This window comes from Variovorax boronicumulans, from assembly GCF_030812215.1.
Taxonomy (GTDB): domain Bacteria; phylum Pseudomonadota; class Gammaproteobacteria; order Burkholderiales; family Burkholderiaceae_C; genus Variovorax; species Variovorax boronicumulans_C.
Map to the genome: position 1 here is coordinate 65,914 of NZ_JAUSSG010000013.1, position 24,237 is coordinate 90,150.

Below are 24,237 nucleotides of genomic sequence, written 5' to 3' on the forward strand. Positions count from 1 at the left end.
GCCCCCTTCCTTAAGGCACTGGCAGCAGCGGCGGTTGTGAGATAAAAGCAGGGTGCAAGCCTTCAAAACAATGTCCGGACAGGAAAATTCGATGATGCCCGATCAAGTTGCCGCGCGTTGCGCGCTGGTCCTGGAGACCAACAACCTGCGCGGCGGAGCGGATGCCGAAGCCGCCGCAAGCACCAGTCTGCAGCGCCTCGTCGCCCTGCTGGCGAAGCAGCAGTTGCCGCTCACGGCCCTGGCCCAGGTGGTCATCACGCACGACGGCCTGAGCGCCGCATCGTGCGAGGCCGTCACCGCGCTGGCGGGCCGTCCCATCGATTTCGTGCGCATCGACGCCGCCACCGGCTACTACGACGCCAAGAACGTCGGCTTCGCGGCCACCGATGCGGCGCGCTGCGACCACGTGGTGTTCGCCGATGCCGACTGCCTGCCCGACGACGACTGGCTGCTGCAGATGCTCACGCCCTTCACACGTGGCGCCGATGCGCCCGCCGTGGTGGCCGGCCGCACGAGCTACGCGGCCAACATCGTGGGCACCGCGCTCACGACGATCGACTTCATGTACTTCCCCAACGCCGACCATGCGGGCGCCACGAGCAACTTCTACGCGAACAACGTGGCCTTCCGCCGCGACGTGTTCGAGCGGCACAGCTACCAGGCGCTCGACGGCGTGTACCGCGCGCACTGCCAGGTGCTGGGCATGCGCCTGAAGGCAGCCAATGTCCCCATCTACTACGCGGCTGCGGCCCACACCGAACACCGCCTGCCCGACACGCGCGCCGAGGCGCTCAAGCTGCGCTGGATGCGCGGGCAGGACACGTACTCGCTCACGCCGCACCTCTTGCGCAGCTACGTATCGGCGCGCTGGCAGTGGCTCGCGAAGAGCGGACCGATCGGGCCGCTGTGCGTGCTGTTCACGCGGCTGGGCTTCAGCGTGCGCGCACTCAACCATCAAGACCTGCCTCCGCTGCGGGGCCTCCGCTGGCTCGCGGGCGTGGCGCTGATCGTGGGCTTCTCGGCCATCGACATGCTGGGCGCCTTCGCGCGCGGCATCGGACTGCACACGACCGGCCGCACCAACGCGGGTGCCCAGGCGCTTTCCTACCATCGCCCGACATGAACAAGAAAAACATCCTCACCAGCCTTCTCGTGCTGGCCGGCGCATGCGCCACGGCGAGCGCCGCCGACTTCACCGGCCGCGGCGTCTTCAACTTCAAGTCCGACAGCGGCTGCCCCTTCTCCGCGCTCGCGGGCCCCGCGAACGAGTGCAACCGCCTCGCGCTGGACGATGCCGACACGCGCGCCGCACTCGACAGCGCCGCGCACACCATCCGCTTCGCCAACCCGCGCGTCTACGGCGAGAAGACCATCGTGGGCGATGTGCTGCTGCAAGGCTCCGGCCAGTCGCGCAGCAGCGGCCAGCGCGTGCCGCTGACCTTCCACGCGCTCGTGAGCCGATCGGGCAACGAGTGGTCGGTGAGCAGCCATGCGCACTCGCCCGTCGGCGGCGAGTTCAGCGACATCCGGATCGATCCGTACCAGGTCGTGGTGATCGAAGGCAGCGCCGAGCGCGTGGTGTTCACGCCGGCGCAGATCAGCGAGACGCTTTCCAAGCCCTCGATCGCCGCGCGGCTCGCCAACGAGATCGTGCAGGTGCAGGACAACCGCGCGGGCGGCGCCACCGATGCGGACATCACCGTCGGCCTGGGCTTGAGCCGTGCCTCCAAGTCGGTGGCGCGCGCGCGTTTCCGTGCGCCTTCGGCCAAGGGCAGCGAGCTTTCCGAGGCGATGCGGCAGGGCAACTGGTCGCTCGAGCTGCAGGCGCTGAGCGGGCAGATTCCGCGCCAGGTGGTGCAGCGCGACCTGTTCCTCTATGGGCTCGAATCGCAATCGCTGCTGCAGCCGTTGATGCAGCGCGGCTTCAAGAAGAACGAGAAGCTCGTGCTCGGCGCCGCGGGTGGCAAGGGCTATGTGCGCTACGACGGCCAACAGCGCGAGTTCGCCGGCGCCGATGCATCGGCACGCGCGTTCCTGCAGGACAGCTTCATCGGCCTCGTGCTCGGCTGGCAGCAGCAACAGCAACCACAGCGGCCCCCGGTGGCCAAGGCCGATGGACGCTGACGCCGCCTCGCCGCCCCTCTCATTCGACTGCCTCGCGCCGCCGCGCTTGCGCGGCTGGCCGGCGCTGCAGGCGCGGCTGGTGCATCACATCAAGCGCGCGGCCCTGCGCCAGATGCATGCAAGCCGCGCCGGTGAAGTGATGTTGTTGCGCCTGTATCTCGTCGGCGAGGAATCGTCCGAGCAGGCGCTGCAGCGCGAGCTGCGCGCGAGCGCGCCCGCGTGGCTCACGCGCCAGCTCGACCAACACCTGGCCGACGAGCAACTGCATGCGCGCCTCTTCGCCGATGCCATCGCCGAGCGCGGCGGCACCGCGCAGGCGGCCGCATCGCCCGAAGAGGCGCCGCAGCCCGACTGGCTGAGCCAGCGCAAGCTCGCACGCTGGCAGCGCCTCATCCGGCGCCATGCGCCGCACTTCGCGCACGGCGGCCTCGTGCCGGCCTATGCCATCGGCCTTGCCGCCGAGCAGATGGCCTCGCGCATCCTTCAGCGCCACTGCGCGCTGATCGGGCCCCTGCATGCGCTGCACCCGTTGCTCACGCGGGTGCTCGCCGACGAAGACCGCCACATCCGCCTGTGCAGCCACACGCTGCAGCGCTGCGTGGCGCCGCACGAAGAAGCCAGGCTCGCGCAACTGATGCACGAGGTGCGCGACACCGAACGCGGCTTCGGCATCACCGGCGCGCTGGGCATGTACGTCGCGGGCCTGGCCTTGCGCCTGCGCCCCGGCCGTGCGCGGCCGGTCGCCGCCTGAGTCCATCGATGCCGCCGCGCATCGTCTACCTCGCGACCGCGGACGCGCGCGGCCACCTGATGCGCGCGCAACTGCTCGCGCATTCGCTGCGCGCCACGGGCGCGAGCGTGCAGGTGCTCACCACCTCCGACGAAGGCGCGCGCTTTCTCGCAGGCTTCGGCATCGAGGCGCCGGTGCTCTCGCGCCACTACGCGGTGCAGTTCGACCGCGAGCAGAACATGCTGCGCCGCGAGACCGACCGCAACGTGGCGCACTACGTGTTCCGCCCGGGGCGCATGCTGCGCGACATCCTGCGGCTGCGCGCGTGGTTCCGCGATGCGGACCTGGTGGTGAACGATTCCTTCCACCCCGCGCTGCTGTTCATGGGCTGGATGCCGGGCTGGCGGCGCAAGGTGGTGCATGTGTACGGCGCGAGCCTGCGGCATGCACTCGAAACCAATTTCAGCGGGCGCATGCCGGCGTGGATGGCGAGCATCTTCGGCCGCATCGTGGCGTGGCAGATCGACCGCAGCCGCGCGCGCATCGCGCACGACTTCGCCTACGGCGAGCCGCAGGACGACGGACGCGGTGGCCACCGGCTCGCCACGCCGGTGGCGGTGATGGGCGCCGACACGGAAGCGCACGACGACCTCGCGCCGCAGGCCGCGGTCTACCTCAATCCGCATTTCAAGGAAGCCGCGCTGGCCGAAGGCCTGGAGCGCGGACTGGCCGAGGCGCGCGTGCCGGCGCACCTCGTCGGCGAAGGCTACGCACAACGCACGGGCTGGCATGCACAGGACGAGCACTGGATCGAGATGGCCGCGCGCAGCGCCTTCATCGTCTCGGCGCCCGGCATGGCGGCGCTGTCGATCGCGGCGGTGTACCGCAAGCCGATCCTGCTGCTCCTGACCGACCAGCCCGAGCAGGCGATCAACGCGCAGCGCGCAGCGCACCTGGGCCTGCACCATCGCATCGTGGTGTGGCAGGGCCGCACCGGGGATTTCGCGCGCGCCGTGACGATTGCCGCGAGCGAACTGCTCGCGCTCGCCGACAGCGGCGATGCCCACCAGGCGGCGCAAGAAGGGCGCGAGGCCGCCATCGCGCGCCTGCAGCACTGGACGGCGCTGCTCCACGGTCTCGCCGCCGCGCCGCCTACCCGGTAACCCCGCGCGCCGAGTCGCGCAGCGCGCGCAACACGCGGGCGAGCGCACGCACCGGCCGCATCTCGGACCACTGCGCCGACGACACCGCCGGCGGCATCGAGACCACGCCCCGCGCCGTGCGCAGCGACACCTGCATCTTCCTGAGCGTGAAGACCGGCTGCGCGGCGGTGCGGCGTCCTTTGCCCACGTCGGCTGCATCGGCCACAACGAACTGCAGCACCAGGCACTTCCTGCCGGCCGTGGGCTGCACCTCGAACACGAGGCTGCGCCGCCTGGCGCCGGTGGTGCAGGAACCGGGCAGCACCGTGCCGTCGAACATCGCGTGGACACTCGTGGTCCTGGCGTTGCTGCGGTAATCGATCCGCACTTCGAGGCGATGCGGCTGCTGGTGCGAGAGCGTTTCCGCCAGCGACGGCAGCGGGATCACCAGGCACGCCAACTCGCCGGCGCTCTTCGCACCCTCGGCATCGGGCGGCGACCAGCCGTGGCTCAGCCAGCCCGCGGCCGGGCTGCCTGGGTGGAACAGGTACGGGCGGCTCAGCTGCAGTTCGGCCACATCGTGCAGGCCACGGCTCTGGTCGTCGAAGCCCCAGCGGGTCATGAAGGCGCGGTCGATGGCGGCGGCAGGCCATGCGGCGACATGGCGTGGCGCCGCATCAGCCGTGACAGCGATGCCGCAGATGGCGCTCATGAAATCCATGGCGCCGAGCTCGGGGCCTACAGGTATCCACGGCGAGCACGCCACCGGCAGTTGCCCCGCCGCATTGCGATCGGCGCGGATCAGCGCATGCGCTGGCTTGCGAAAGTAGCGCGCCTCGGTGAGCACGCTCGACGACAGGCTGGCCGCGAAATGCACATTGGCCGCCGACAGCAGCGCATAGGTGTTCTCCCCGGTCCACGCCACATTGGGAATGGCCCGCGCGATGGGCGCGAGGTCGTGCAGCGCGGGCTCGTAGGGATGCGGCTTGATCACCAGCAGGTCGACGCTGCGCGCCAGTTCACGCAGCGGCGCGACCACGCTCGCCGGGTGCATCGTGCGCCCGCCGCTCACCAGCGACAGGTCGACCAGGCTCTGGCCGAAGAAGAGCCCGACGCGAAGCCGCGGATCGAACAGCGCCGGCGCGCCGTGCCGCGCGAAGTGCCCCTTGAGCGCGGCCGCGTGGTTCCAGAACACCTCTTCATCGATACGGCGCGCCTGCAGCGCCGCAGCGATGACCGGATCGTTCGTGCGCGCGCAGAAATGCAGGTGCTCGGTGAAGCGGCGCGGATCGATCTCGATGTCCAGGTAGCTCGCGCCGCTGCGGGCAACGCAGTGCTGCAGCGCCGGCGTGAGGCCCCAGCCGATCACCAGGCAACCGGGGTCGAAGGCCGGCATGCCCTCGCGGCCGTGCACCGGCAGCAGGTCGGCGATGCAGGCGCGGGCCCAGCCGGCGGGCGTCGCGGGCAGGTCGAGCCGGGCCATGAGGCGCGCCACGTCGATGCGGCCGCCGCCTTCCAGCGGCGCCATCTCGCGCACCGGCAGGCCCAGGCGGCCGAGCGTGGAGTCGAAGAAGCCCCGCAGGAATCGCCGGTTCGCGGCGTAGTACGGAAGACCGTTGGCGGCGGAGCGAAAGAAATCGTCCGCGAAGATGACGTGATTGAACCGGCGGGTTGTCATTGACTGGGTGCGAGCCGGCCCTGCCTCGTGCAGCCCGTCCGCGCGACCTTCCATGTGCGATGCGCCAATCTAGGCAGCCACTCTTAGTTCAGAGTGAGAACGGCGGCGCGTTCGCGCAAAGTTCGTGCAAAGGCCCCGTAAAGGGGACTGAAACATTGCCCACTTCGCGATCAGTCGAGCGACAGGTTGAGGCTCTTGATCAGCGGATGCCAGCGCGCCGTCTCGTCGCCGATGAGCGTCTCGAACTGGGCCGGCGTGCTGCCCACCGGCTCGACGCCGGACTCGGCGAGCTTGCGCAGCACCGCCGGGTTGTGGATCGCGCTGGCCACAGACTGCTGCAGCCGCGCCACCAGCTCGGGCGGCGTGCCCACGGGCACCACCAGCCCCATGAGCGCGGCCGCCTCGACCCGCGGCATGCCCAGTTCCGCGAAGGTGGGCACCGCGGGCAGTTGCGGCAGGCGGGTGGCATTGGCGACCGCGAGGGCACGCGCCTTGCCGCCCTGGATGAAGCGGTTGGCCGCGGCCAGGTCGCTCATCATCGCGGGCAGCTGGCCGCCCGCCAGGTCGGCCAGCGCGGGCGCGGCGCCGCGGTAGGGCACATGCACCATGCGAAGGCCCGCCTGCCGCTGGAGCAGTTCCATCGCCAGGTGCTGCGGCGTGCCGGTGCCGGCGGAAGCGAAGCTGACCTTGCCGGGAAAGGCCCGCGCATCCGCGATGAAGGCGCGCGCGTCCTTCACGCCGCTGGCGGGCCCGACCAGCAGCACCATCGGCAGCCGGCCCAGCAGCGTGACCGGCGCAAAGTCGCGCGCCGGGTTGTAGCTCAGGTTGCGGTAGAGCGCCGGGTTGAACACCAGCGTGCCGTTGTCGGCCGAGAGCACGGTGTAGCCATCGGCCGGTCCGCGGGCGGCCTCGATGGCGCCGAGCGCGGTGTTGCCGCCGGCGCGGTTCTCGATCTGCACCGACTGGCCGGTGTCGATGGCCAACTGGGTGCCGATGCTGCGCGCGACGATGTCGGCGATGGCGCCCGCGGGGTACGGCACGATCCAGCGGATCGGCCGGGCCGGGAAATCGCGTTGCGCGTGCGCAGCCCTGACCGACACCGCCGCGAGGGCCAGTGCCGCAAGCTTGCGTCGGGTCAGGCCAGGCATCGCTCCATCATGCCGCGCGGCTCGTCTTCAAGCCCTGCCCTGCGGCCCACGTCGCGACGTCTTCGCGCTTGATCGCAGCGGCCATGAGGCCCGGGAACGCATCGGGCGTGCACGCGAACGACGGCACGCCGAGCGCCGCCAGCTTGGAAGCCAGGTCGCGGTCGTAGGCGGGCGCGCCTTCGTCGCTGAGCGCCAGCAATGCGATGAACTGCACGCCGGCCTCGACCAGCTCGTTGGCGCGGCGCAGCAGGTTGTCTTCCACGCCGCCTTCGTACAGGTCGGAGATCAGGATCAGGATGGTGTTGCGCGGCTCGCGCACCAGGCTCTGGCAGTAGCCGACGGCGCCGTTGATGTCGGTGCCGCCGCCCAGCTGCACGCCGAACAGCAGGTCCACCGGGTCCTGCAGCTGCTCGGTCATGTCGACCACGGCGGTGTCGAACACCACCAGCTTGGTCGCCACCGCGGGCAGGCTCGCCATCACCGCGCCGAAGATGCTCGAGTAGACGACCGAGGCCGCCATCGAGCCGCTCTGGTCGATGCACAGGATCACCTCGCGCTGCGGCTGGCGCGCCTTGCGGCCATAGCCGACCAGCGTCTGCGGCACCACGGTGCGGTATTCGGGCTGCCAGTGGCGCAGGTTGGCGCGGATGGTGCGGTTCCAGTCGATCTCCGAATGGCGCGGGCGGCGGTTGCGCTGGCTGCGGTTGAGCGCACCGCTCACGGCGCTGCGCATCGGCTCCTCGAGCTTCTTCATCAGTTCGTCGACCACCTTGCGCACCACGGCGCGCGCGGTGTCCTTGGTGCCGGCCGGGATCACGCTGGAGAGCGCCACGAGGTTCGCGACCAGGTGCACGTCGGGCTGCGCGTTCTCCAGCATCTCGGGCTGCAGCAGCATCTGGCGCAGGTTCAGGCGCTCCATCGCGTCGCGCTGCATCACCTGCACCACCTGGCTCGGAAAGTAATTGCGGATGTCGCCGAGCCAGCGCGCCACGCTGGGCGCCGAATCGCCGCGGCCGCCGCGCTGCCCGCCCTGGCCGAGGCCGCGACGGCCGTCGGCTTCGTAGAGCGCGGCGAGCGCCTGGTCGATCTCGCGCACGCGGCCTTCGACGGCGCCGCAGCTCGCGTTGGCTTCGCTGCCGAGCACCAGGCGCCAGCGCTGCAGGCGATCGGTGGGCGGCAGTGCCTTGTCTTCGGTATCGGCAGGGTCCTGAAGATTCACGCTCATTGAAATACCTCCGTGCTTCGCACTGCGGAGCGAGCTTGCCTGGGGCGGCCCGGCGCGGCGCTCATGCGTTCACTCCCAGCAGTTCCCGCAGCAACGGCAGCGCGAGCACCGCGCGTGTTTCGTCCCAATCGGTGGCGGCCACGGCGGACGGCAAGGTGCCGCCGACCGCGCCGCGTTTCGCACGTTCGCCGAGCCCGCGCCGGTCTGAACCCGAAAAGTCCGCGAAGCTGCGCCGCACCAGCGGCAGCACCTGCACGAAGTGCTCTTCGCCGAGCCCAGAGAGCCAACGGTCGACCAGCGACCAGACGGCTTCGTCGTGCAGCAGCACCATCGCGTTGCGGTTGAGAAAGCCTTCGAGCCACGCAGCGGCCTCGGTCGGCGGTGCGCCGGCCGAGAGGTTGCGCGCGAGTTGCTGCGAGGCCCCGTCGCTGTCGATCTGCGCATCGTCCAGCAGCAGCCGGCAACTCACACCGCGCAGCAGCGGCGCGCCGGCTTCACCGAAGGCGATGGACTTCAACGCCGCGTGCCATGCGGCGGTGGTTTCTTCGCCGTCGCGCAGGCGCACCGCGTCGTGCGCGGCGATGAGCCGGGTGCGCAGCGCCTCGGCGGCTTCGGCATCGAGCGCGCCGCAGGCGATCGGCAGGCCGATGGCGCCGCGCACGATCAGGCTGTCGAGCACGTGCGAGAGCAATGCGCTGTCGGTTTGGCGCACGCTGCCGTAGCGGAACACGTTGGCCAGCGGCGGCACCGCGCCGATGAGCTGCACCGCATCGCCGGTGAGCGCGGCACGGTCTTCGAGCGCGCGGGTCACGGCCTGCACGGCGACCGGCAGGTCGGCGAGCAGCACGGTGTCGACCTGCTCGGCAAGGACGGTGAGCGAGGTTTCAGCCGCCAGGTCTTCCATCACACGCGCGCTCGCGGCATGCGCCACGGTCGCACCGAAGCGGCTCGCTTCGATGATGCGCAGCGCGAACTCGGGCTGCCATTGCAGTTGCCACACCTCGTGGAAAGTGCCGCGGCTCGCGCGCTGGCCGGCGGTGATCTCGCCCCACGGCAGATCGAGCAGCCGCAGGCGATGCAGCAAATGGCTGCGCGCCAGGTCGTTGGGCTGGCGCAGGTCGAGGTCGAGCGTCTTGGCCGTCGCCTCGGGTTTGAGGCGCAGGCTTTTCTGTGCCTGTTCGATGTCGCGCTGCAGCGGCACGGTCGGCACTTCGGCCGGCACCTGGCCCATGCGGTCGCCGACGGTGAGGCGTTCGCGGATCAGCGTGAGCGGCGCCTGCTCGCCCATGCAGATCACGCTGCGCACCGCCTCGTCGAGCTCGGGCAGGCCGGGCGCGGGGCGCTCGCGCAGCGCGGCGAGCGTTTCGGCGAGGCGCGTGGCTTCGATGAGATGAGCGGAGGAGCAATCGAGGTCGTGCTCGCGCAGCAGCCGCGCCACGCGCGCGAGCCAGCCGGTCGTGCGGCCTGCCACTTGCTCGCCTTGCTGCCACAGGTGCTCGTACCAGCCGGGCGAATCGATGCCCGCGCCATAGCCGCTCGCACTGGTGAGGTGGCGATAGGTCCACGGCACCCAGGTCGCGAGCACCTTGAGCTTGGGCAGGCCCTTGAGCAGCGCGGCATCGGCCTTGGCCGTCACCGTGCCCTGCAGCGCCGGCACGTGCCATGCGCCGCAGACGACGGCGATGCGCTGGTGGCCGGCCTTGACGGCCTCGCGAATCGATTGCCGCATGAAGGCCTCGCGCAACTGCTCGCGCTCCATCGCACGCTGGCCGCGGCGGTCTTCGGGCGTCTCGGCGCGCACGGCGGTCATGGCTTCGGCGATGGCGCCGAACAGGTCCTCGCCGTCACCACGCTCCTCGACCATGTGGTTCCACCAGCTCTCACCGTCGGCATAGCCGGCGGCGTGGGCGAGCCAGTCGAAGGGGTCGTCGGGCAGTGCGTGGGCCGCCTGTTCCTGTTCGGGCGCTTCGACCGTTTCGATGACCGGCACCTTGTCGGTCTCGTCGTCGTCGAGCGGCGTTTCGGCGGGCACTTCCGCCTCCGTGGCCTTGGCCTCGTCGGCCGCGCGTGCCGCCTGCTCGATGGCCATGCGATGCGCCTGCGGCAGGTCGATGAAGCGCGTGGGCAGCGCGTGCTTCACGCCCCATTGCAGCGCCTGCCATTCGGGCGAGAACTCGGCGAAGGGGTAGAACGCGGCCAGGCGCGTGTCGTCGTTCGCATGCACCAGCATCGCGACCGGCGGGCGCAGGTCGGCATGCGCCATGAACGAAAGCAGGCCCTCGGCCTCGGGCGGACCCTCGACCAGGATGCAGTCGGGCTGCAGCGACTCGAAGGCGCGCAGCAGGCTGCGCGCGCAGCCGGGGCCGTGGTGGCGGATGCCGAAGTAGTGCAGCGGTGATGCCATGTGCAATCGCGGTGGCGTGCGAGGCTCAGAGCTGTTCGCGGCAGGCGCGATAGAGATCCTTCCAGTCGGTGCGTTCCTTCACAACCGTCTCCAGGTACTCCTTCCACACCACCTGGTCCTGCACCGGGTCCTTGATGACGGCGCCGATCAGCCCCGAGGCCACGTCGGCCGAGCGCAGCACGCCGTCGCCGAAGTGGCCAGCCAGCGCCATGCCGCTGTTGATGACGGAGATGGCCTCGGCTGTCGAGAGCGTGGAGGTCGGCGACTTGATGCGCGTCTTGCCGTCCTCGGTCTGGCCGTTGCGTAGCTCGCGGAAGATCTGCACCACGCGGCGCACTTCCTGCAGCGCTGGCGGCTCGGCCGGGAGCGCGAGCGCGCGGCCGAGTTCGGACACGCGCTTGACGACGATCTGAACTTCTTCCGCTTCGCTCGCCGGCACCGGCAGCACCACCGTGTTAAAGCGGCGCTTGAGCGCGCTGGAGAGTTCGTTCACGCCCTTGTCGCGGTTGTTCGCGGTGGCGATCACCGAGAAGCCGCGCACCGCCTGCACCTCGCTGCCGAGTTCGGGGATGGGCAGCGTCTTCTCGGACAGCACGGTGATCAGCGTGTCCTGCACGTCGGCCGGGATGCGGGTGAGTTCTTCGACGCGCGCGATCTTGCCAAGGCGCATCGCGTGCACCAGCGGACTCGGCACCAGCGCCTTTTCCGAGGGGCCGTGGGCCAGCAGCTCGGCGTAGTTCCAGCCATAGCGCAGTTGCTCTTCGCTGGTGCCGGCGGTGCCCTGGATGAGCATCGTCGAGTCGCCGCTCACGGCGGCGGCCAGGTGCTCGGACACCCACGACTTGGCGGTGCCCGGCACGCCGTAGAGCAGCAGCGCGCGGTCGGTCGCGAGCGTGGAGACGGCGATCTCCATCAAGCGCGAATTGCCGATGTACTTGGGGCTGACCTCGAAGCCGTTGGCCAGCTTGCCGCCCATCAGGTAGGTGAGCACGGCCCAGGGCGAGAGTTTCCAGTTGGCCGGGCGCTGGCGGTCGTCGACCTTCTGGAGCGCATCGAGTTCTTCGGCGAATTGCTGTTCGGCATGCTGGCGCAGGACATTGCTCATGGACGGCCTTGGGATGAGGAAGAAGAAGTGGACGAAAGACGAAGCGTTGAAAACAGCTGGCGCGAGCGCACGATGCGCGCGGTGTCGCTCAATGCGCTGGCGGTGCCGGGGCTTTCCTCGGCCGCGCGCGGCAGGTCGGCCAGGAGGTGCAGCGCATCGGCATGCAGCAACGCGGCGGCATTGCCGAGCACCTGGCGCAGCACGTAGTCGTTGACGAGGTCGCCGCGCTCGACACGGGTGCGCAGCGCGGCCGCGAGCTGGAGCGAGAGTTCGGCCGACGGCGTTTCGCCGGGCGCGCAGGCCTGGTCGGCGAAAGCGATCACGTTCTGCACGCCGCGGCCCTCCAGGCCGAGTTCGATCACCCAGTGGCGCTCGCGCCGTTCGCGGGGCAGCAGCGCCAGCAACTGGCCGACCCAGGCACGCTGGCTGTATTGGGTGTGATGGTGGTCGAGCATGGCGTCGCACCAGTCGACATCGGCCACGACGAGGATGGCTTCGTTCCAGCCGCGAAAGAGCGCATCTTTCCAGTCGCTCTTCTCGCCCCAGGCGAGCAGCGCGGCGGGTGTCATGCCGGTGCGCGCGGTCCACCACGAGAGCGGCGTCTGCCGCACAAGCTGGTAGAGCCACCAGGCGCGCTCGCCGAGGTTGTCGTGGGTGGGGCGCACGGGGTCGATGGCGTCGTCCTTCCAGCGCGGGTCGGCGGCCTCGGGGGCGTTCATCTGCCAGGCGCCGCCCGCCTGCGAGAGCAGCGGTGCAAGAAAAGCCTCGATGCGCTGCACGTGCGCGCTGGCGGGCAGGCGCTGCAGCAGTTCGACCGCGGCCTGGCGCACATCGCGGGCGCGGTCCTTGAGCAGCGCGTCGACAAGAGCTTCGTCGTCGGGGCCGATGTTCTCGGCCAGCGCACCGAGCAGCACGGCGCGCTCCTTGGCGGGCAATTGCGGCAGCTCCGCGGCGAGGCGTTCGCGTGCGGCGGCGGGGTCGCTGCGGCGTTGCTCGGCCAGCACCACGCGGCGCTGCTCGAGGCTGCCTTCGTCCCAGCGCGTCTCCGCATCGGCCTGCTCGCTCGCGCCGACGGCGTAGCGCCAGTCGTCGTTGCGCGCGGCGAGCCAGAGGCCGCGCTCGCCGAGCGCGGGGATCACGGCCGGTCGCAGGTCGATCGCGCGGCGGCCGGCATCGAGCGCGGTGGGCAAGAGGTTGTGGGGCAGGCGCAGGCCCGCGGCAGTCAGCGCGGCGAGGCCTTCGTGCTGCAGGCGCAGCGGGCCGCTCGCCAGCGCGTCGGCGATGGCCGCCTGCAGCGCAGGATCGTTCAGCACAGGGCGCTCGTCCGCAGCGGCGATCGGCTCATCGGAAGACGGGAGGCCAGGCGCCACGAAGCCCGCCCGGCGGCCGATGGCCACGGCGCCTGCAACGCGCAGAAGCTGGCCCTGTGCTTCACCGGCCTGGATCGCCTGCAGCAATCCACCGAATTCACCCGCCATTCCTTCGGCGGCCGGCACGGGTTGGCGGGCGGTGCCGACCAGCGCGCTCTGCAGCAAGGTATTCCAGTGACTCATGTGCGCACTCCGGCCAGGGTCCAGACCGGCGCGCTGCCGATTGCGGCACCCGAGCCCCAGGCGGTGAGCGGCGCGAACTGCTCGCCGTCCCATTCGCCGAAGACGCGAAGCGGCGCACCGCCCGAGTGCGCGAGCAACTGCCAGGCTTCCTGCGTCGCCAGTTGCATCGGCAGGGCCTGCGGCGCGGCATCGAGCCGCAGCCACCATTGGTCGCCATGCCGCGCGGGAATGGCCTCGGCCCACACCATCGGCAGCAGCGGCTGCCAGGGGTTGGCGGCGATCTGTTGCGCCATGCGATGCCATTCGTCGGTCGCATCGGCGGCGGGCAGCGTCGATGCGGGCGCATCCGCCAGCAACTCGGCCACCAGCGCACGCTGCGATGCGTGGCCCGGATAGAAGCACAGCACCGCGGCACGTTCGCTGCCGCTGACCCATCCGGTGTCGAAACCGCGCCCGCCATGCGAGTAGTCGAGCAGCAGCGCGCGCCGCCCGCTCGCGCGGCCTTGCAGCCACACATGGCGCTCGACCAGCTTCGCGTCGCGCTCGTCGGTGCACTGGCCCAGCACAAGCCAGTGGTCGCTGATGCGTTCGCCATCCGCAAGCAGGCCTTCGCGGTCCTGCGGCCAGCCGAGCGCGATGCGCAGGTCGGCCAGCGTGGCGGGCGAGAGCGACTCGCGCCGCGGCACCGCATCGACGATCAGTTGAAGACGGCCCAACCGGTCGAGCAAGCGCGCCGGCCAGCCTTCGCCCGCCCCGATGAGTTCGGCCGCCTGCGTGATGCGCTGGCCGAGCCCCGGCGCCTGTGCATCGACCATGCGCGCGGCCATTGCGCCCCAGGCCTGCTGCTGCTCGCTCCCGAGCGCGGCGAGGCCACGCTGGGTCTGGTCGTCGAGCCAACGCGCGAGCTCCTGCACGCCGGCCTCGATGCGCTTCCAGCGCTGCGCGTCGCGCTTGGCGGCCGCGGCAGGGTCAGGCGCAGCGGCGGGTTCGGCGGCGCGCGCTTCTTTCTTCTCGGCCTTGTCGCGGCGCGAGGCGATCCACTCGGCCACCCACGGCGGCGGCGCGGCGGCGGTGAAGCTGGCGTCGCCCTGTGCGCGCAGCAGCATCAGCGCGAGGCCGTGCTTGCAGGGGAATTTGCGGCTCGGGCAGGAGCAGCGGAACACCGGGCCCGAGAGGTCGACCTGCGTCTGGTACGGCTTGCTGCCGCTGCCCTGGCATTCGCCCCAGACGGCGTCGTCGGAATACCCGAGCGTGGGCCACTTGGCCGGTGCGAGCAGGCCCTTGGCAGCCTTGGCCGATGCATCGTCGGGCGCGAGCGCCAGGACGGCTTCTGTTGTGAGAGTCATCGGGGCACCCTCGCGCCGGTCCGCGGCGCGGATGAATGGAAAGACGCGGCCATCAAGGCGCGACGGGATTGCCCGGCGTGCCGAGGCTGCCGGCCGGAGCGGCGGCAGCAGGGGCCGGTGTGCTGTAGGAAACGCGCACCGCAGGCAGTTGCTGCTGCTGTTGCGGTGCCGGGGCGGCAACCGGCCGGGTCACGCCGCCCTTGGTGACGGTGACCGGTGCAGCCGGCGGAACCAGCGCCACGGGCGTGGCACCGGTGACGCCGGAGGTGCCGGAAATCGGCACCGTGGCCCCGACCGCCGCCGTGGTGACCGGTGCGGCGCCGCCCACGGGCGCGTACCCGGCCTTCCCCGCGTTGGGATCGTGCAGCACCACGCTCTTGCCCACGCCGACGCCGGTGCCGATCGGCCCGATGCCGACGCCGACACCCACGCCCGCGGTGCCGGCCACCACGCCGGTGTTGTTGACCGAGACGCCCGCACCGAGCGGGCCCCAGCCGGTGTTGAGCCCGACGGAGAAATTGCCGTCCTTGGTGGCGCCCAGCCCGAGCGAGAGCCCGGGGACCAGCGGAATGCCGATGTGATAGTGCGAACAGCCGCTCACCAGGAGCATCGTCAGCAGCGCCGCCGGAACGACGGCTGCTGCACGAAGGGTGCGCGGCCGGGCCGTCACACCAGCAGCGCGTTGACGCGCCTCACGTAGGCGGCTGGGTCGGCGGGCAAGCCGCCTTCGGCGAGCAGCGCCTGGTCGAAGAGGATGTTGGCGAGGTCGTCGAAGTGCTCGGAGCTTTCCAGCTTCTTCACGAGCGCGTGCTCGGCGTTGACTTCGAGCACCGGCTTCAGGTCGGGCGCGGGCTGGCCGGCCTGCTTCAACATGCGCGCGAGCTGGGTGCTCATGCCGCCGTCCTGCACCACGAGGCAGGCGGGCGAGTCGACCAGGCGGGTGGTCACGCGCACGTCGTCGGCCTTGTCCTTGAGCGCTGCCTTCAGGCGCTCGAGCAGCGGCTTGAAGGATTCGGCGGCTTCCTCGGCGGCCTTCTTCTCGGCCTCGTCCTGCAGCTTGCCCAGGTCGACCGCGCCCTTGGCCACGCTCTGCAGCGGCGTGCCGTCGAACTCGGTGAGGTAGTTGAGCGCCCACTCGTCCACGCGGTCGGTCATGAGCAGCACCTCGATGCCCTTCTTCTTGAAGACCTCGAGCTGCGGGCTGTTCTTCGCACCGGCGAGGGTGTCGGCCGTGATGTAGTAGATCGCGTCCTGGCCTTCCTTCATGCGCGCCTTGTAGTCGGCGAAGCTCACGGTCACGGCATCGCTGGTGCTGGACGCGAAGCGCAGCAGCTTGGCGATGCGGTCGCGGTTGCCCATGTCCTCGCCCAGGCCCTCTTTGAGCACCGCGCCGAACTCGGCGTAGAACTTGGCGTACTTGCCCGATTCATCCGCCGCAGCGGCGGCGGCTTCGGCGGCGGTGGGCGCGTTCTTGTCGACCACATCCGTCACCGCTTCGGTCGGCTCGGGGGCCGGCACCGATTCGCCCGAACCCACGTCGATCTTGCCTTCGCCGCTCTCGGGCGAGGTCTTCTGCTTCTTGGCCAGGTCTTCCAGCATGGAGAGCACGCGCTTGGTGCTGCCCTCGCGGATGGCCTTCACGTCGCGGCTTTCCTGCAGCAGCTCGCGGCTCACGTTCAGCGGCAGGTCGGCCGAGTCGATCACGCCCTTCACGAAGCGCAGGTAGCTCGGCAGCAGCGCCTCGGCGTCGTCCATGATGAAGACCCGCTTGACGTAGAGCTTCACGCCCGCGCTCTTGTCGCGGTTCCAGAGGTCGAACGGGGCCTTGGCCGGGATGTAGAGCAGCTGCGTGTACTCGGTGCTGCCCTCCACGCGGTTGTGGCTCCAGGCGAGCGGCGCCTCGTAGTCGTGGCTGATGCTCTTGTAGAACTCTTCGTACTGCTCGGGCGTGATGTCCTTCTTGGGACGGCTCCAGAGGGCATTGGCCTTGTTGACCGTTTCCCACTCGCCGGTCTTCACCATGTCGCCGGGCTGGTCGTTCTCGCCTTCCTTCCACTCTTCCTTTTCCATGAGGATCGGGAGCGAGATATGGTCGGAATACTTGCCGACGATCTGCTTGAGCTTCCAGGCGTTGAGGTATTCGTCGGCGTCGTCGCGCAGGTGCAGCGTGATGCTCGTGCCGCGCTCGGCGCGGGTGATGTCGGCCACCTCGAAGTCGCCGGCGCCGCCGCTGACCCAGCGCACGCCCTGCTCGGCCGGCAAACCGGCACGGCGCGATTCGACCGAGATCTTGTCGGCCACGATGAAACCCGAATAGAAGCCCACGCCGAACTGGCCGATGAGTTGGGCGTCGGCCTTCTGGTCGCCGCTCAGCTTGCTCATGAAGTCCTTGGTGCCGCTCTTGGCGATCGTGCCGAGGTTGTCGATGGCTTCCTGGCGCGACAGGCCGATGCCCTTGTCGGTGATGGTGATGGTGCGTGCGGCCTTGTCGAACGAGAGGCGCACGTCCAGGTCGGGCTGGTCTTCGTACAGCTCGGGGTGGTCGAGCGCCTCGAAACGCAGCTTGTCGCACGCGTCGGACGCGTTCGAGATCAGCTCGCGCAGGAAGATTTCCTTGTTGGAGTAGAGCGCATGCGTGACGAGGTGCAGCAGTTGCGCGACTTCGGCCTGGAACGGGAGTTTGGTGTTGGAGGAGTCAGCCATGAGAGAGAAATGTCGAGATCAAAAAAATTCTAAGTCGGCGCGGCGACCGAAAGACGACGCAGCACGAACTTCTTCAGCTGGGGGTGCAGTGTTCCCAAAACAACACTTGCGCTGGCGACGGGGCGCAGCTTTTCACGGTCGGCTCGAAGCAATTTGGCACAAGCCTCCAAAGTGTGAACTTTTGCCTCATACAAGTTACCAGAATTAACATTTGTGCACTACTCTCCGCACCCTGTGATTGCAACCGGGGCCGCACTGCCCAAAGGAACGGAGATGTTGTTCGATGACGAGCGTGGCACTGTCGATTGCCGCCGGCCCGGCCGGAATGCCGTGGCGCCTTGTCGTCGCGCGGCTGGGTGCCGGCTGCGCAGCAATGCTCGCCTGTCTTGCGCAGGCGCAGACCGCCCCGGAGAAGGCGGCGGCCGTACCAGCCGCCGTGGCTGATGCCCGCATCCAGCCGATGGACCGCGCCCAGGCCGAGCAGGCACGCCTGAAGGCGCTCATCGAGGCCGCTCCCAAGGCCTACCAGGACAACTTCATGAGCGCATCGGAAGCCGGCACCGCATCCGCCGACGACGCCACCGGGGAGGCCGAGCAGCCGCAGGGCTTTCGCGCCTGGCTGGTCGAGAGCCGCATCGGCTTCGGCGATTCGAAGGCGTCGGGCTACGGCCGGCAGCGCGCGACCGAGTTCGGCCAGCGCCTCGAATACCGCCGCGAGACGCTCAACTACGGGGAGTTCGTGCTGCAGGCCGACGGCCGCCACCTGAGCGGCAACAGCCTGGCGAGCGGCAGCAGCATCGGATCGCTCGGCTATGCGCGGGATGCGACCAGCGGCCGCATCACGCTGCGCAACCTCGGCTTTCCGATCACCCCGGAGACCTTCGCCGACAGCGCGGTGGGCGATATCTACAGCGAACTGACCGAGGGCCTGGGCCGCAACTACCGCCTTTCGCTCGGCAGCACCACGGTGCGCGGCGCATCGACGCGCATCTTCAACAACAGCACCGACCTGCGCGCCGGCTTCGGCGAACGCGGCGCCCTGACCGGCGGCCCGTATCCCGGCTTCGAGAAGAACCAGGGCACGCTCGGCTGGCTCGGCCTCACGCAGCGCCTGGGCGACAAGTGGTTCGCCGCCGCGCAGCTGGACCAGGCGCGCGACATTCCGGCTTACTACATCGACCCGCTCACCGGCCAGGGCTTCGGCGCGAAGAGCGTCACGAGCTGGGCCACGTCGCTGGGCTACGGCCGCGAGGTGGCGCAGAGCGGCGACTTCAAGGCCCGCGCCACGCTGCTCGGCAGCCGCACCCGCTCGCAGGCGCCGGGCGTCGCCACCGGCGATTCGCAGGGTCTCTTCGTCGAGGCGAGCGCGCGCACCGGCCTCTATCGCCACGAGTTCGGCGCCTACACGGCAAAGCCGAACCTGTACTTCGGCGACTACGCCGTGGCCGCCGGCACGCGCGGCGCCTACTGGCGCGTGGACCGCAACACGAGCCGCATGAGCTGGGGCGTCGGCCTCGACCACGAGCGCGCGCAGCCCGACGCCAACTTCAATCTCTCGGGCTACAGCCGCACCGGTGCGAACGGCAATTTCCAGTACCTGTTCGATCGCAACACGTCGGCCGGCGGCAGCGTGAGCGTCTACCAGACGCGCTATGAAAAGGCCGATCGCGCATCGGCCAGCGGCAGCAGTGCCGACTCGCGCAGCCTCTATGGCAACGCCTTCTATCAGACGCGTTTCTTCGGCCTGCCGCGCAGCCGCCTGAGCCTCACGGTACGCCGCAACGAGCTGATCGTGCTCGGCGACCAGGCGGCCACCGGCCAGGAAGTGAAGTGGGAGCAGGACTGGGTCGGCGGACGCTACGAAAACATGCGCCCCGAGCTCACCACCACCCTGGGCTACGCGCACGACAAGAGCGGCGGCGTGGCGCGCAACTACCCCACGGCGGGCGTGCAGTTCCGCTACTGGCTCGCCAGCAGCTTCAACATCGCCGGCAACCTGCGCTACACCTCGCAAAGCGGCGGCCTCTACACGAGCCGCGGCCTCTCGGGCTCGCTCACGGCCGAGAAGGAACTCGCCAAGGGCTGGCGCATCGGCTTCGCGGCCAGCTTCAACCAGGCGCGCGCCGCCGTGGTGCCGACGTCGATCTCCGGCCCGCAGCTCTACCGCAGTAACGACAAGACCGCCTATATCTACCTGCGCTGGGAGGGCAGCGCGGGCGCCGCCTTCCAGACCGCCGGCATGCGCGGCAGCGGTACCGGCGCGGGCGGCGGCAGCGTCGCGGGGCGCGTGTTCTTCGATGCCAACCGCGATGGCATGCAGCAGTCCGGCGAAGGCGGCGTCGCCAACGTCGAGGTGCAGCTGGACGGCCGCTACCGCACCACGACCGACCGCGACGGCCGTTTCGAATTCCCGCTGGTGACGACCGGTCGCCATCAACTGACGCTCACCCTCGACAGCGTGCCGCTCCCCTGGGGTGCGGCCGGCGACAGCGGCGTGAGCGTCAATGTTCCCTTGCGTGGCCAGGCCACCGCCGAGATCCCCGTGGTCAAGGTGGGCGAGTGAGCGACGTGTTTCCCCGGTCTTTTTTTCGTGTCTCCCTTCATCATTTTTTCAACCAAGGCAATTTCATGATCCGCAGTTCCATCGCCCATCGCATGCTCGCCATTTCCGTGGCAGCCCTCTCCCTCTTCGCCGGCGGCGCCGCCGTGGCCGAAAGCCAATACGGCACGGGCACCGGCACCATCACCGCGCAGGCCAACGTCAAGCTGAGCGTGGTCGTGCCCAAGCTCATCCTGCTGCGCGTGGGCGCAACCAACACCACGCAAGACACGGTGAGCTGGACGTCGGCCCTGAGCATCCCCGGCGCGACGCCGACCACTCCCCTGGCCACGGCCGCCAACACCAACGTGGACTGGAGCGGCGCTGCCCCGACGGTGACCACCACCACCGCCGCCGGCGCGCTCACCGTGTACGCCTGGACCAACGCCGGCGCCGGCACCATCAACTGCGCAGTGGCCGCATGGAACGCCACGGGCGGCCCGACGAACGCCAACTTCACGGTGGCGACGACCGGTACGCTGCCGCACCCGGGCGCCAACCTCGGTGCCTGCGCCTCGACGTCGTTCCCCTCCAACCAGGTGGCCACGGGCACATGGACGTACGCTCTGGGTGGCACACCGGCCAGCTGGGCCGCGAACACGTACACCACCACCATCACCTACACCGCACAGGGCATCTGATGCATTTGCGAGCAGCGCACGTCGACGGAGCCGTCCGCAAGGCACGGCGCCGGTGGCGCGGCCTGCTCGGGGCTGCGGTGCTGGCGGCGGGTGCCGCCATGCCCGCCGGCGCGGTCATCACGACGGTGTCGGACTCCGGCGGCGTCTATGCCATTTCGCTGCGGGTCGGCTCCCTGAGCGGCGTCGATACCGTGGCCTTCAACGTGACCGGCACCAACGTGGGCCAGACGCCCACGGCTGTGACCGGCTCGCAGACCATCGACGTCTCGGTCACGCCGATCCGGCCTGCGACGTCGTCGGGCACGGCACGGCCGGTGACGCTCAAGGTCGATTCGGTGGCGGGTCTCTCCTGCCAGTCGGGCGGCTGCGGCAGCACCATCATTCCCTTCAGCCAGATCAGCTGGGTTGCCAGCAACAACGGCAACGCCGCCTCGGGCGACATCCAGAACGGCCGCTTCAACGACACCAGCAACCAGCAGATCGCGAGCTTCAACGCCAATGCGACCTTCTGCTCGTTCTGGATCATCTTCTGCCTGGGCTACACCTACCAGTCGAACGCGATGAACGCGACGCGGCTGCAGTTCAGCTACGACAACGACGTCGTCTACCCGGCCGGCAACTACAAGGGCACCGTGCGCTTCACGGCGTCCATGGAGTGACGCACGCATGCACGCCCTCCTGAGAACCGCCGCATGCGCCGGCCTCCTGCTGTGCCTGGCGCTTCCCGCCGGCGCGCTGGTCGCCCGGCTGGACGACTCCACCTCGCCCCGCGCCCAGGTCAACACCGACTTTCGCAACGCGCAATCCATCGACGGCACCAGCTTCAACCTGCCGTTCGGGCGCATCGAATACCGGCTCGCCACCGCACCCTACATCGGCCGGCGCGCGCGCATCTTCTACGTGATTCCCCCGGGCATTCCCGGCCTGCGCTCGCCTTCGGGCCTGCAGGTGCAATGGCGCGGCAACGGCGCCTTCGCAAGCGGCACCGCCCGCCCGGGCGAGCGCGTGCCGGTCTGGAGCGGCACCGTCGCCACGGCGTGGATGATCGAAACCTTCGACCTCACGCTGCGCATCGATCCGCGCGAACTCCGCCTGCCATCGGGCGCCTCCCTGAGCTTTGAATCGATCTTCGAAATCGAGACCCTGCCATGAACAAGTTTCTGCTTCACACCCGCACGCTGCCGCAATGGCTGCGCGCTTCCTCTTTCTTCTTGCTGCTGGCCTGCGTCGGCGCCGCGACGGCCGCGCCGTTCGAGATCGCCGTCTCCCCCTCGCGCTTCGAGGTGTCGGGCAAGAGCGGCGTGCGCCTGGGCCAGTCGCTGGACATCCACAACCTCGCGTCGGCTCCCACCGAGGTGTCGGTGCGCACCATCGACTGGAGCTATTCGGCCGACGGCAACATCACCTACCACGACGAGCTGCAGCCCGGCAGCTGCCGGCCCTGGGTGGCGCTGGAGCGGCGCAGCGTGACGGTGCCGGCGCGCGGCAAGAAATCGTTCCGCTTCCAGATCGACCCGCCGGCGGGCTCCCCGCGCGGCGAGTGCCGCTTCATGATCGCCATCGAGGGCACCGAGCCTGCCCAGCAGACCCTCATCCAGGGCGGCGGCGCCAGCCTGAGCCTGCCGGTGACGGGGCGCATCGCCGTGGCGGTGTACCTCATGCTCGATGGCGCCGAGCCCAAGCTCGAGATGAAGCAGATCGCCAGCAGCGTGGCCGGCGGCAAGCGCCGCACCGTCGTGACCGTGACCAACACCGGCGACGCGCACGGCCGCCTCGAAGGCAGCCTGGACGCCACCGACAGCAAGGGCCGCGCCTTCGAGCTGGTGCCCGAGGGCACGCCGATCCTGCCGGGCCAGACCCGCACGCTCGCGCTGATGCCCAAGGCCGAGAGCGGCCAGCCCGCGCCGGAGCCCGTCTATCCGGTGAAGACCAGCGGCGCGCTGGACTGGGACAAGGGCAGCTTCAAGGTGGAGGCGGAGCTCAAGTGACACTGCGCGCGGACATGCGGCGCACCCGCCCCGCCCGCGCCGCAGTTCGCGGCATGGCGACGATCGCCTGCACGGCGGGCATCGCCGCGACGATGCCCGTCGCGCAAGCCGACTCCAGCACGTCGGCCACCAGCGCCAACGTTCCGCGCAGCACACAGGCAAGCCTGGACTTCACGATCGGCATCCAGAAGTTCATCTTCTTTCGCATCGGCAACGGCGACCTCCCCACGCCCGGCGGCTCACCCAGCACCGTGACCTTCACGCTCACGCCCTCGATTCCCGGCGTTCCCACCACGCCCGCCGCCGGCAACAACATGGCGGTGAACTGGAGCGGCGCGGCGCCGAGCTTCACGGTCACGCCCAACGGCAACATGCTGCCCGTGGAGGTGCGCAGCAATGCCGGGCAGGTCACCCTGCGTGCCACCGCGACGGCGCCGCTCGCCAATGGCGCGAACACCATTCCGCTGTCGGAAATCACGATCGCCTCCAGTGACGCCAACCTGCCCGCGCCGGCGATCCCCAATAGCGGCACGGGCAGCCCTGTGAACGTTGTCGGCACCAGCTTCAGCAACCTGGTGACGCAGCGCAACGCGAACTGGACCTTCTCGTACCTGAACTCGGCCAGCCGCACCGCCGGGACCTACAGCGGCACGGTCACGTTCACGGCCAGCACGCCCTGATCCGCGAGGCACGCATCCCTTCGCGAAACACTGCGGAACCGGCTTCGCCGAGCCGCTGGTGCAGCCCCCCCCGCGAGGGGGAAGGAGAAGCGAGACGAAGTGCGCGAAGCCTGGGGGGAAGCCTTTTACCGCGGCTGCGATTCGACTTCGCGCGTCCAGCGATCGATCAGCCGCTTGCGCTCGGACGCCTGCCCGTACTTCTGGAAGTCGTACTTGATGAGCTTCACGTCGGCCATCGACGGAATGCGCGCATCGGGCTTGAAGGTCTTGTTGGCCGGCGACTGCAGGCTGCCCACCGTGCCGCCGATGGCCTGGCCCTTCGGGCTCATGAGCCAGTCGTAGTAGCGCTTCGCGTTCTCCTTGTTGCGCGCGCCCTTCACGAGCGCGATGCCGCCGATCTCGTAGCCCGTGCCTTCGCAGGGCGCGGCGGTCTTCACCGGAAATTTGTCGTACCGCCAGCGCTCGAAGCCGAAGATGAAGCTCACCCCGATGGCCACCTCGCCCTTGGCCACGTTGGGCGCCTGCGCCTGGCCACTGCGGGTGTAGCTGGTCACGTTCCTGTGCAGCTTCTTCAGGTAGTCGAAGGCCGCGTCCTCACCCATCTGCTGCACGAGGCCCGCGATGATGGTGTAGGCCGTGCCGCTCGATGCAGGGTGCGAAATCTCGATCTCGCCCTTGTATTCGGGCTTGACCAGATCGGCCCAGCACTTCGGTTCATGCAGCTTCTTCTTTCTGAGCACGTCGGTGTTGAAGCCGAAGCCGATCGCGCTCGTATAGAAACCGCCCACCATGTTCTGCGACAGCGCGTACTGCCGAACCGCCCAGTCGTGCAGGTCGTTGATGTAGGCGGGCCTGTAGGGCTCGAGCAGGCCCTGCTCGGCCGCCTGCAGGAACGGGTCGCCAGTGCCGCCCCACCAGATGTCGGTCTTGGGGTTCGCGGCCTCGGCGCGCAGCTGCGCGCCGATCTCGCCGGTGCCCTTGTGCGCCTGCTGCACCTTGATGCCGGTCTCGCGCGTGAAGGCTGCGGCGGCGGCTTCGCACCAGCCGGCGTCGGTGCTGCACAGCGCGTTGACCGTGCCCTGCGCGGCGGCGTTCTGCGACGACAGGAGAAGCGCCGCGAAGGCAGCGGCGGCCGCGATGTTCCAGGTGGCAAAGGGGCGCATGCGCTTCT

The 24,237-nt window shown here is 69.7% G+C and carries 20 protein-coding genes; 10 read left to right on the plus strand and 10 right to left on the minus strand.

Going from position 1 to position 24,237, the window contains the following annotated elements:
• Positions 1–91 precede the first annotated feature (91 nt).
• The 4 genes from J2W23_RS28140 to J2W23_RS28155 are packed head-to-tail and all read left to right on the plus strand — an operon-like array spanning position 92 to position 4,017.
• The gene (locus J2W23_RS28140; protein WP_307651094.1) at positions 92–1,123 is read left to right on the plus strand and encodes a glycosyltransferase; all 1,032 of its coding nucleotides are present in this window, start codon (positions 92–94) and stop codon (positions 1,121–1,123) included.
• On the plus strand, positions 1,120–2,124 hold the full coding sequence (locus J2W23_RS28145) for a hypothetical protein (protein ID WP_176661815.1): 1,005 nt from the start codon (positions 1,120–1,122) through the stop codon (positions 2,122–2,124). The genes J2W23_RS28140 and J2W23_RS28145 overlap by 4 nt, the downstream gene beginning before the upstream one ends.
• Entirely contained in the window at positions 2,114–2,875 is a 762-nt protein-coding gene (locus J2W23_RS28150) for a hypothetical protein (RefSeq protein ID WP_307651095.1), read from the plus strand. The genes J2W23_RS28145 and J2W23_RS28150 overlap by 11 nt, the downstream gene beginning before the upstream one ends.
• Positions 2,876–2,883: 8 nt before the next feature.
• A complete protein-coding gene (locus J2W23_RS28155) occupies positions 2,884–4,017 on the plus strand; it encodes a hypothetical protein (protein WP_307651096.1) in 1,134 nt (377 codons plus the stop codon).
• Here the strand turns inward: J2W23_RS28155 and J2W23_RS28160 are convergent.
• The 9 genes from J2W23_RS28160 to htpG all read right to left on the minus strand — a co-directional run bounded on the left by J2W23_RS28160 (position 4,007) and on the right by htpG (position 17,158).
• Entirely contained in the window at positions 4,007–5,674 is a 1,668-nt protein-coding gene (locus tag J2W23_RS28160) for a hypothetical protein (RefSeq protein ID WP_307651097.1), read from the minus strand. The two genes, J2W23_RS28155 and J2W23_RS28160, sit on opposite strands and share 11 nt — an antisense overlap.
• A gap of 170 nt (positions 5,675–5,844) precedes the next feature.
• A complete protein-coding gene (locus tag J2W23_RS28165) occupies positions 5,845–6,822 on the minus strand; it encodes a Bug family tripartite tricarboxylate transporter substrate binding protein (protein ID WP_307651098.1) in 978 nt (325 codons plus the stop codon).
• 7 nt (positions 6,823–6,829) lie between these two features.
• A complete protein-coding gene (locus J2W23_RS28170; protein WP_307651099.1) occupies positions 6,830–8,047 on the minus strand; it encodes a VWA domain-containing protein in 1,218 nt (405 codons plus the stop codon).
• 61 nt (positions 8,048–8,108) lie between these two features.
• Positions 8,109–10,451 carry a DUF5682 family protein gene (locus J2W23_RS28175; protein ID WP_307651100.1) on the minus strand — a complete coding sequence of 781 codons (2,343 nt, stop codon included), beginning with the start codon at positions 10,449–10,451 and terminating at the stop codon, positions 8,109–8,111.
• Positions 10,452–10,476: 25 nt separating this feature from the next.
• The gene (locus J2W23_RS28180; protein ID WP_176661808.1) at positions 10,477–11,556 is read right to left on the minus strand and encodes an ATP-binding protein; all 1,080 of its coding nucleotides are present in this window, start codon (positions 11,554–11,556) and stop codon (positions 10,477–10,479) included.
• Positions 11,553–13,109: a DUF5691 domain-containing protein gene (locus tag J2W23_RS28185; protein WP_307651101.1), complete on the minus strand. Its 1,557-nt coding sequence runs from the start codon at positions 13,107–13,109 to the stop codon at positions 11,553–11,555. The genes J2W23_RS28180 and J2W23_RS28185 overlap by 4 nt, the downstream gene beginning before the upstream one ends.
• Positions 13,106–14,455: an SWIM zinc finger family protein gene (locus J2W23_RS28190; RefSeq protein ID WP_307651102.1), complete on the minus strand. Its 1,350-nt coding sequence runs from the start codon at positions 14,453–14,455 to the stop codon at positions 13,106–13,108. The genes J2W23_RS28185 and J2W23_RS28190 overlap by 4 nt, the downstream gene beginning before the upstream one ends.
• 52 nt (positions 14,456–14,507) lie before the next feature.
• Entirely contained in the window at positions 14,508–15,125 is a 618-nt protein-coding gene (locus J2W23_RS28195) for a hypothetical protein (protein ID WP_307651103.1), read from the minus strand.
• Complete coding sequence (htpG, locus tag J2W23_RS28200) at positions 15,122–17,158, minus strand: molecular chaperone HtpG (RefSeq protein WP_307651104.1); 2,037 nt, start codon at positions 17,156–17,158, stop codon at positions 15,122–15,124. The genes J2W23_RS28195 and htpG overlap by 4 nt, the downstream gene beginning before the upstream one ends.
• A gap of 283 nt (positions 17,159–17,441) precedes the next feature.
• Here htpG and J2W23_RS28205 point away from each other — a divergent pair, with 283 nt between their 5' ends.
• The 6 genes from J2W23_RS28205 to J2W23_RS28230 all read left to right on the plus strand — a co-directional run bounded on the left by J2W23_RS28205 (position 17,442) and on the right by J2W23_RS28230 (position 23,066).
• Complete coding sequence (locus tag J2W23_RS28205) at positions 17,442–19,721, plus strand: SdrD B-like domain-containing protein (RefSeq protein ID WP_307651105.1); 2,280 nt, start codon at positions 17,442–17,444, stop codon at positions 19,719–19,721.
• A gap of 65 nt (positions 19,722–19,786) precedes the next feature.
• Positions 19,787–20,398 (plus strand): hypothetical protein, encoded by a 612-nt coding sequence (locus J2W23_RS28210; RefSeq protein ID WP_176661802.1) that lies wholly within the window; start codon positions 19,787–19,789, stop codon positions 20,396–20,398.
• The gene (locus J2W23_RS28215) at positions 20,398–21,057 is read left to right on the plus strand and encodes a hypothetical protein (RefSeq protein WP_307651106.1); all 660 of its coding nucleotides are present in this window, start codon (positions 20,398–20,400) and stop codon (positions 21,055–21,057) included. Before J2W23_RS28210 ends, J2W23_RS28215 begins: the two co-directional genes overlap by 1 nt.
• A 7-nt stretch (positions 21,058–21,064) precedes the next feature.
• A complete protein-coding gene (locus J2W23_RS28220) occupies positions 21,065–21,550 on the plus strand; it encodes a hypothetical protein (RefSeq protein ID WP_307651107.1) in 486 nt (161 codons plus the stop codon).
• Positions 21,547–22,386, plus strand: a complete 840-nt coding sequence (locus tag J2W23_RS28225; protein WP_307651108.1) for a hypothetical protein — start codon at positions 21,547–21,549, stop codon at positions 22,384–22,386. Before J2W23_RS28220 ends, J2W23_RS28225 begins: the two co-directional genes overlap by 4 nt.
• On the plus strand, positions 22,383–23,066 hold the full coding sequence (locus J2W23_RS28230) for a hypothetical protein (protein ID WP_307651109.1): 684 nt from the start codon (positions 22,383–22,385) through the stop codon (positions 23,064–23,066). Before J2W23_RS28225 ends, J2W23_RS28230 begins: the two co-directional genes overlap by 4 nt.
• 125 nt (positions 23,067–23,191) lie before the next feature.
• On the opposite strand, the gene J2W23_RS28235 is transcribed toward J2W23_RS28230, so the two are convergent.
• Complete coding sequence (locus tag J2W23_RS28235; RefSeq protein ID WP_176661800.1) at positions 23,192–24,229, minus strand: ABC transporter substrate-binding protein; 1,038 nt, start codon at positions 24,227–24,229, stop codon at positions 23,192–23,194.
• Positions 24,230–24,237 lie beyond the last annotated feature (8 nt).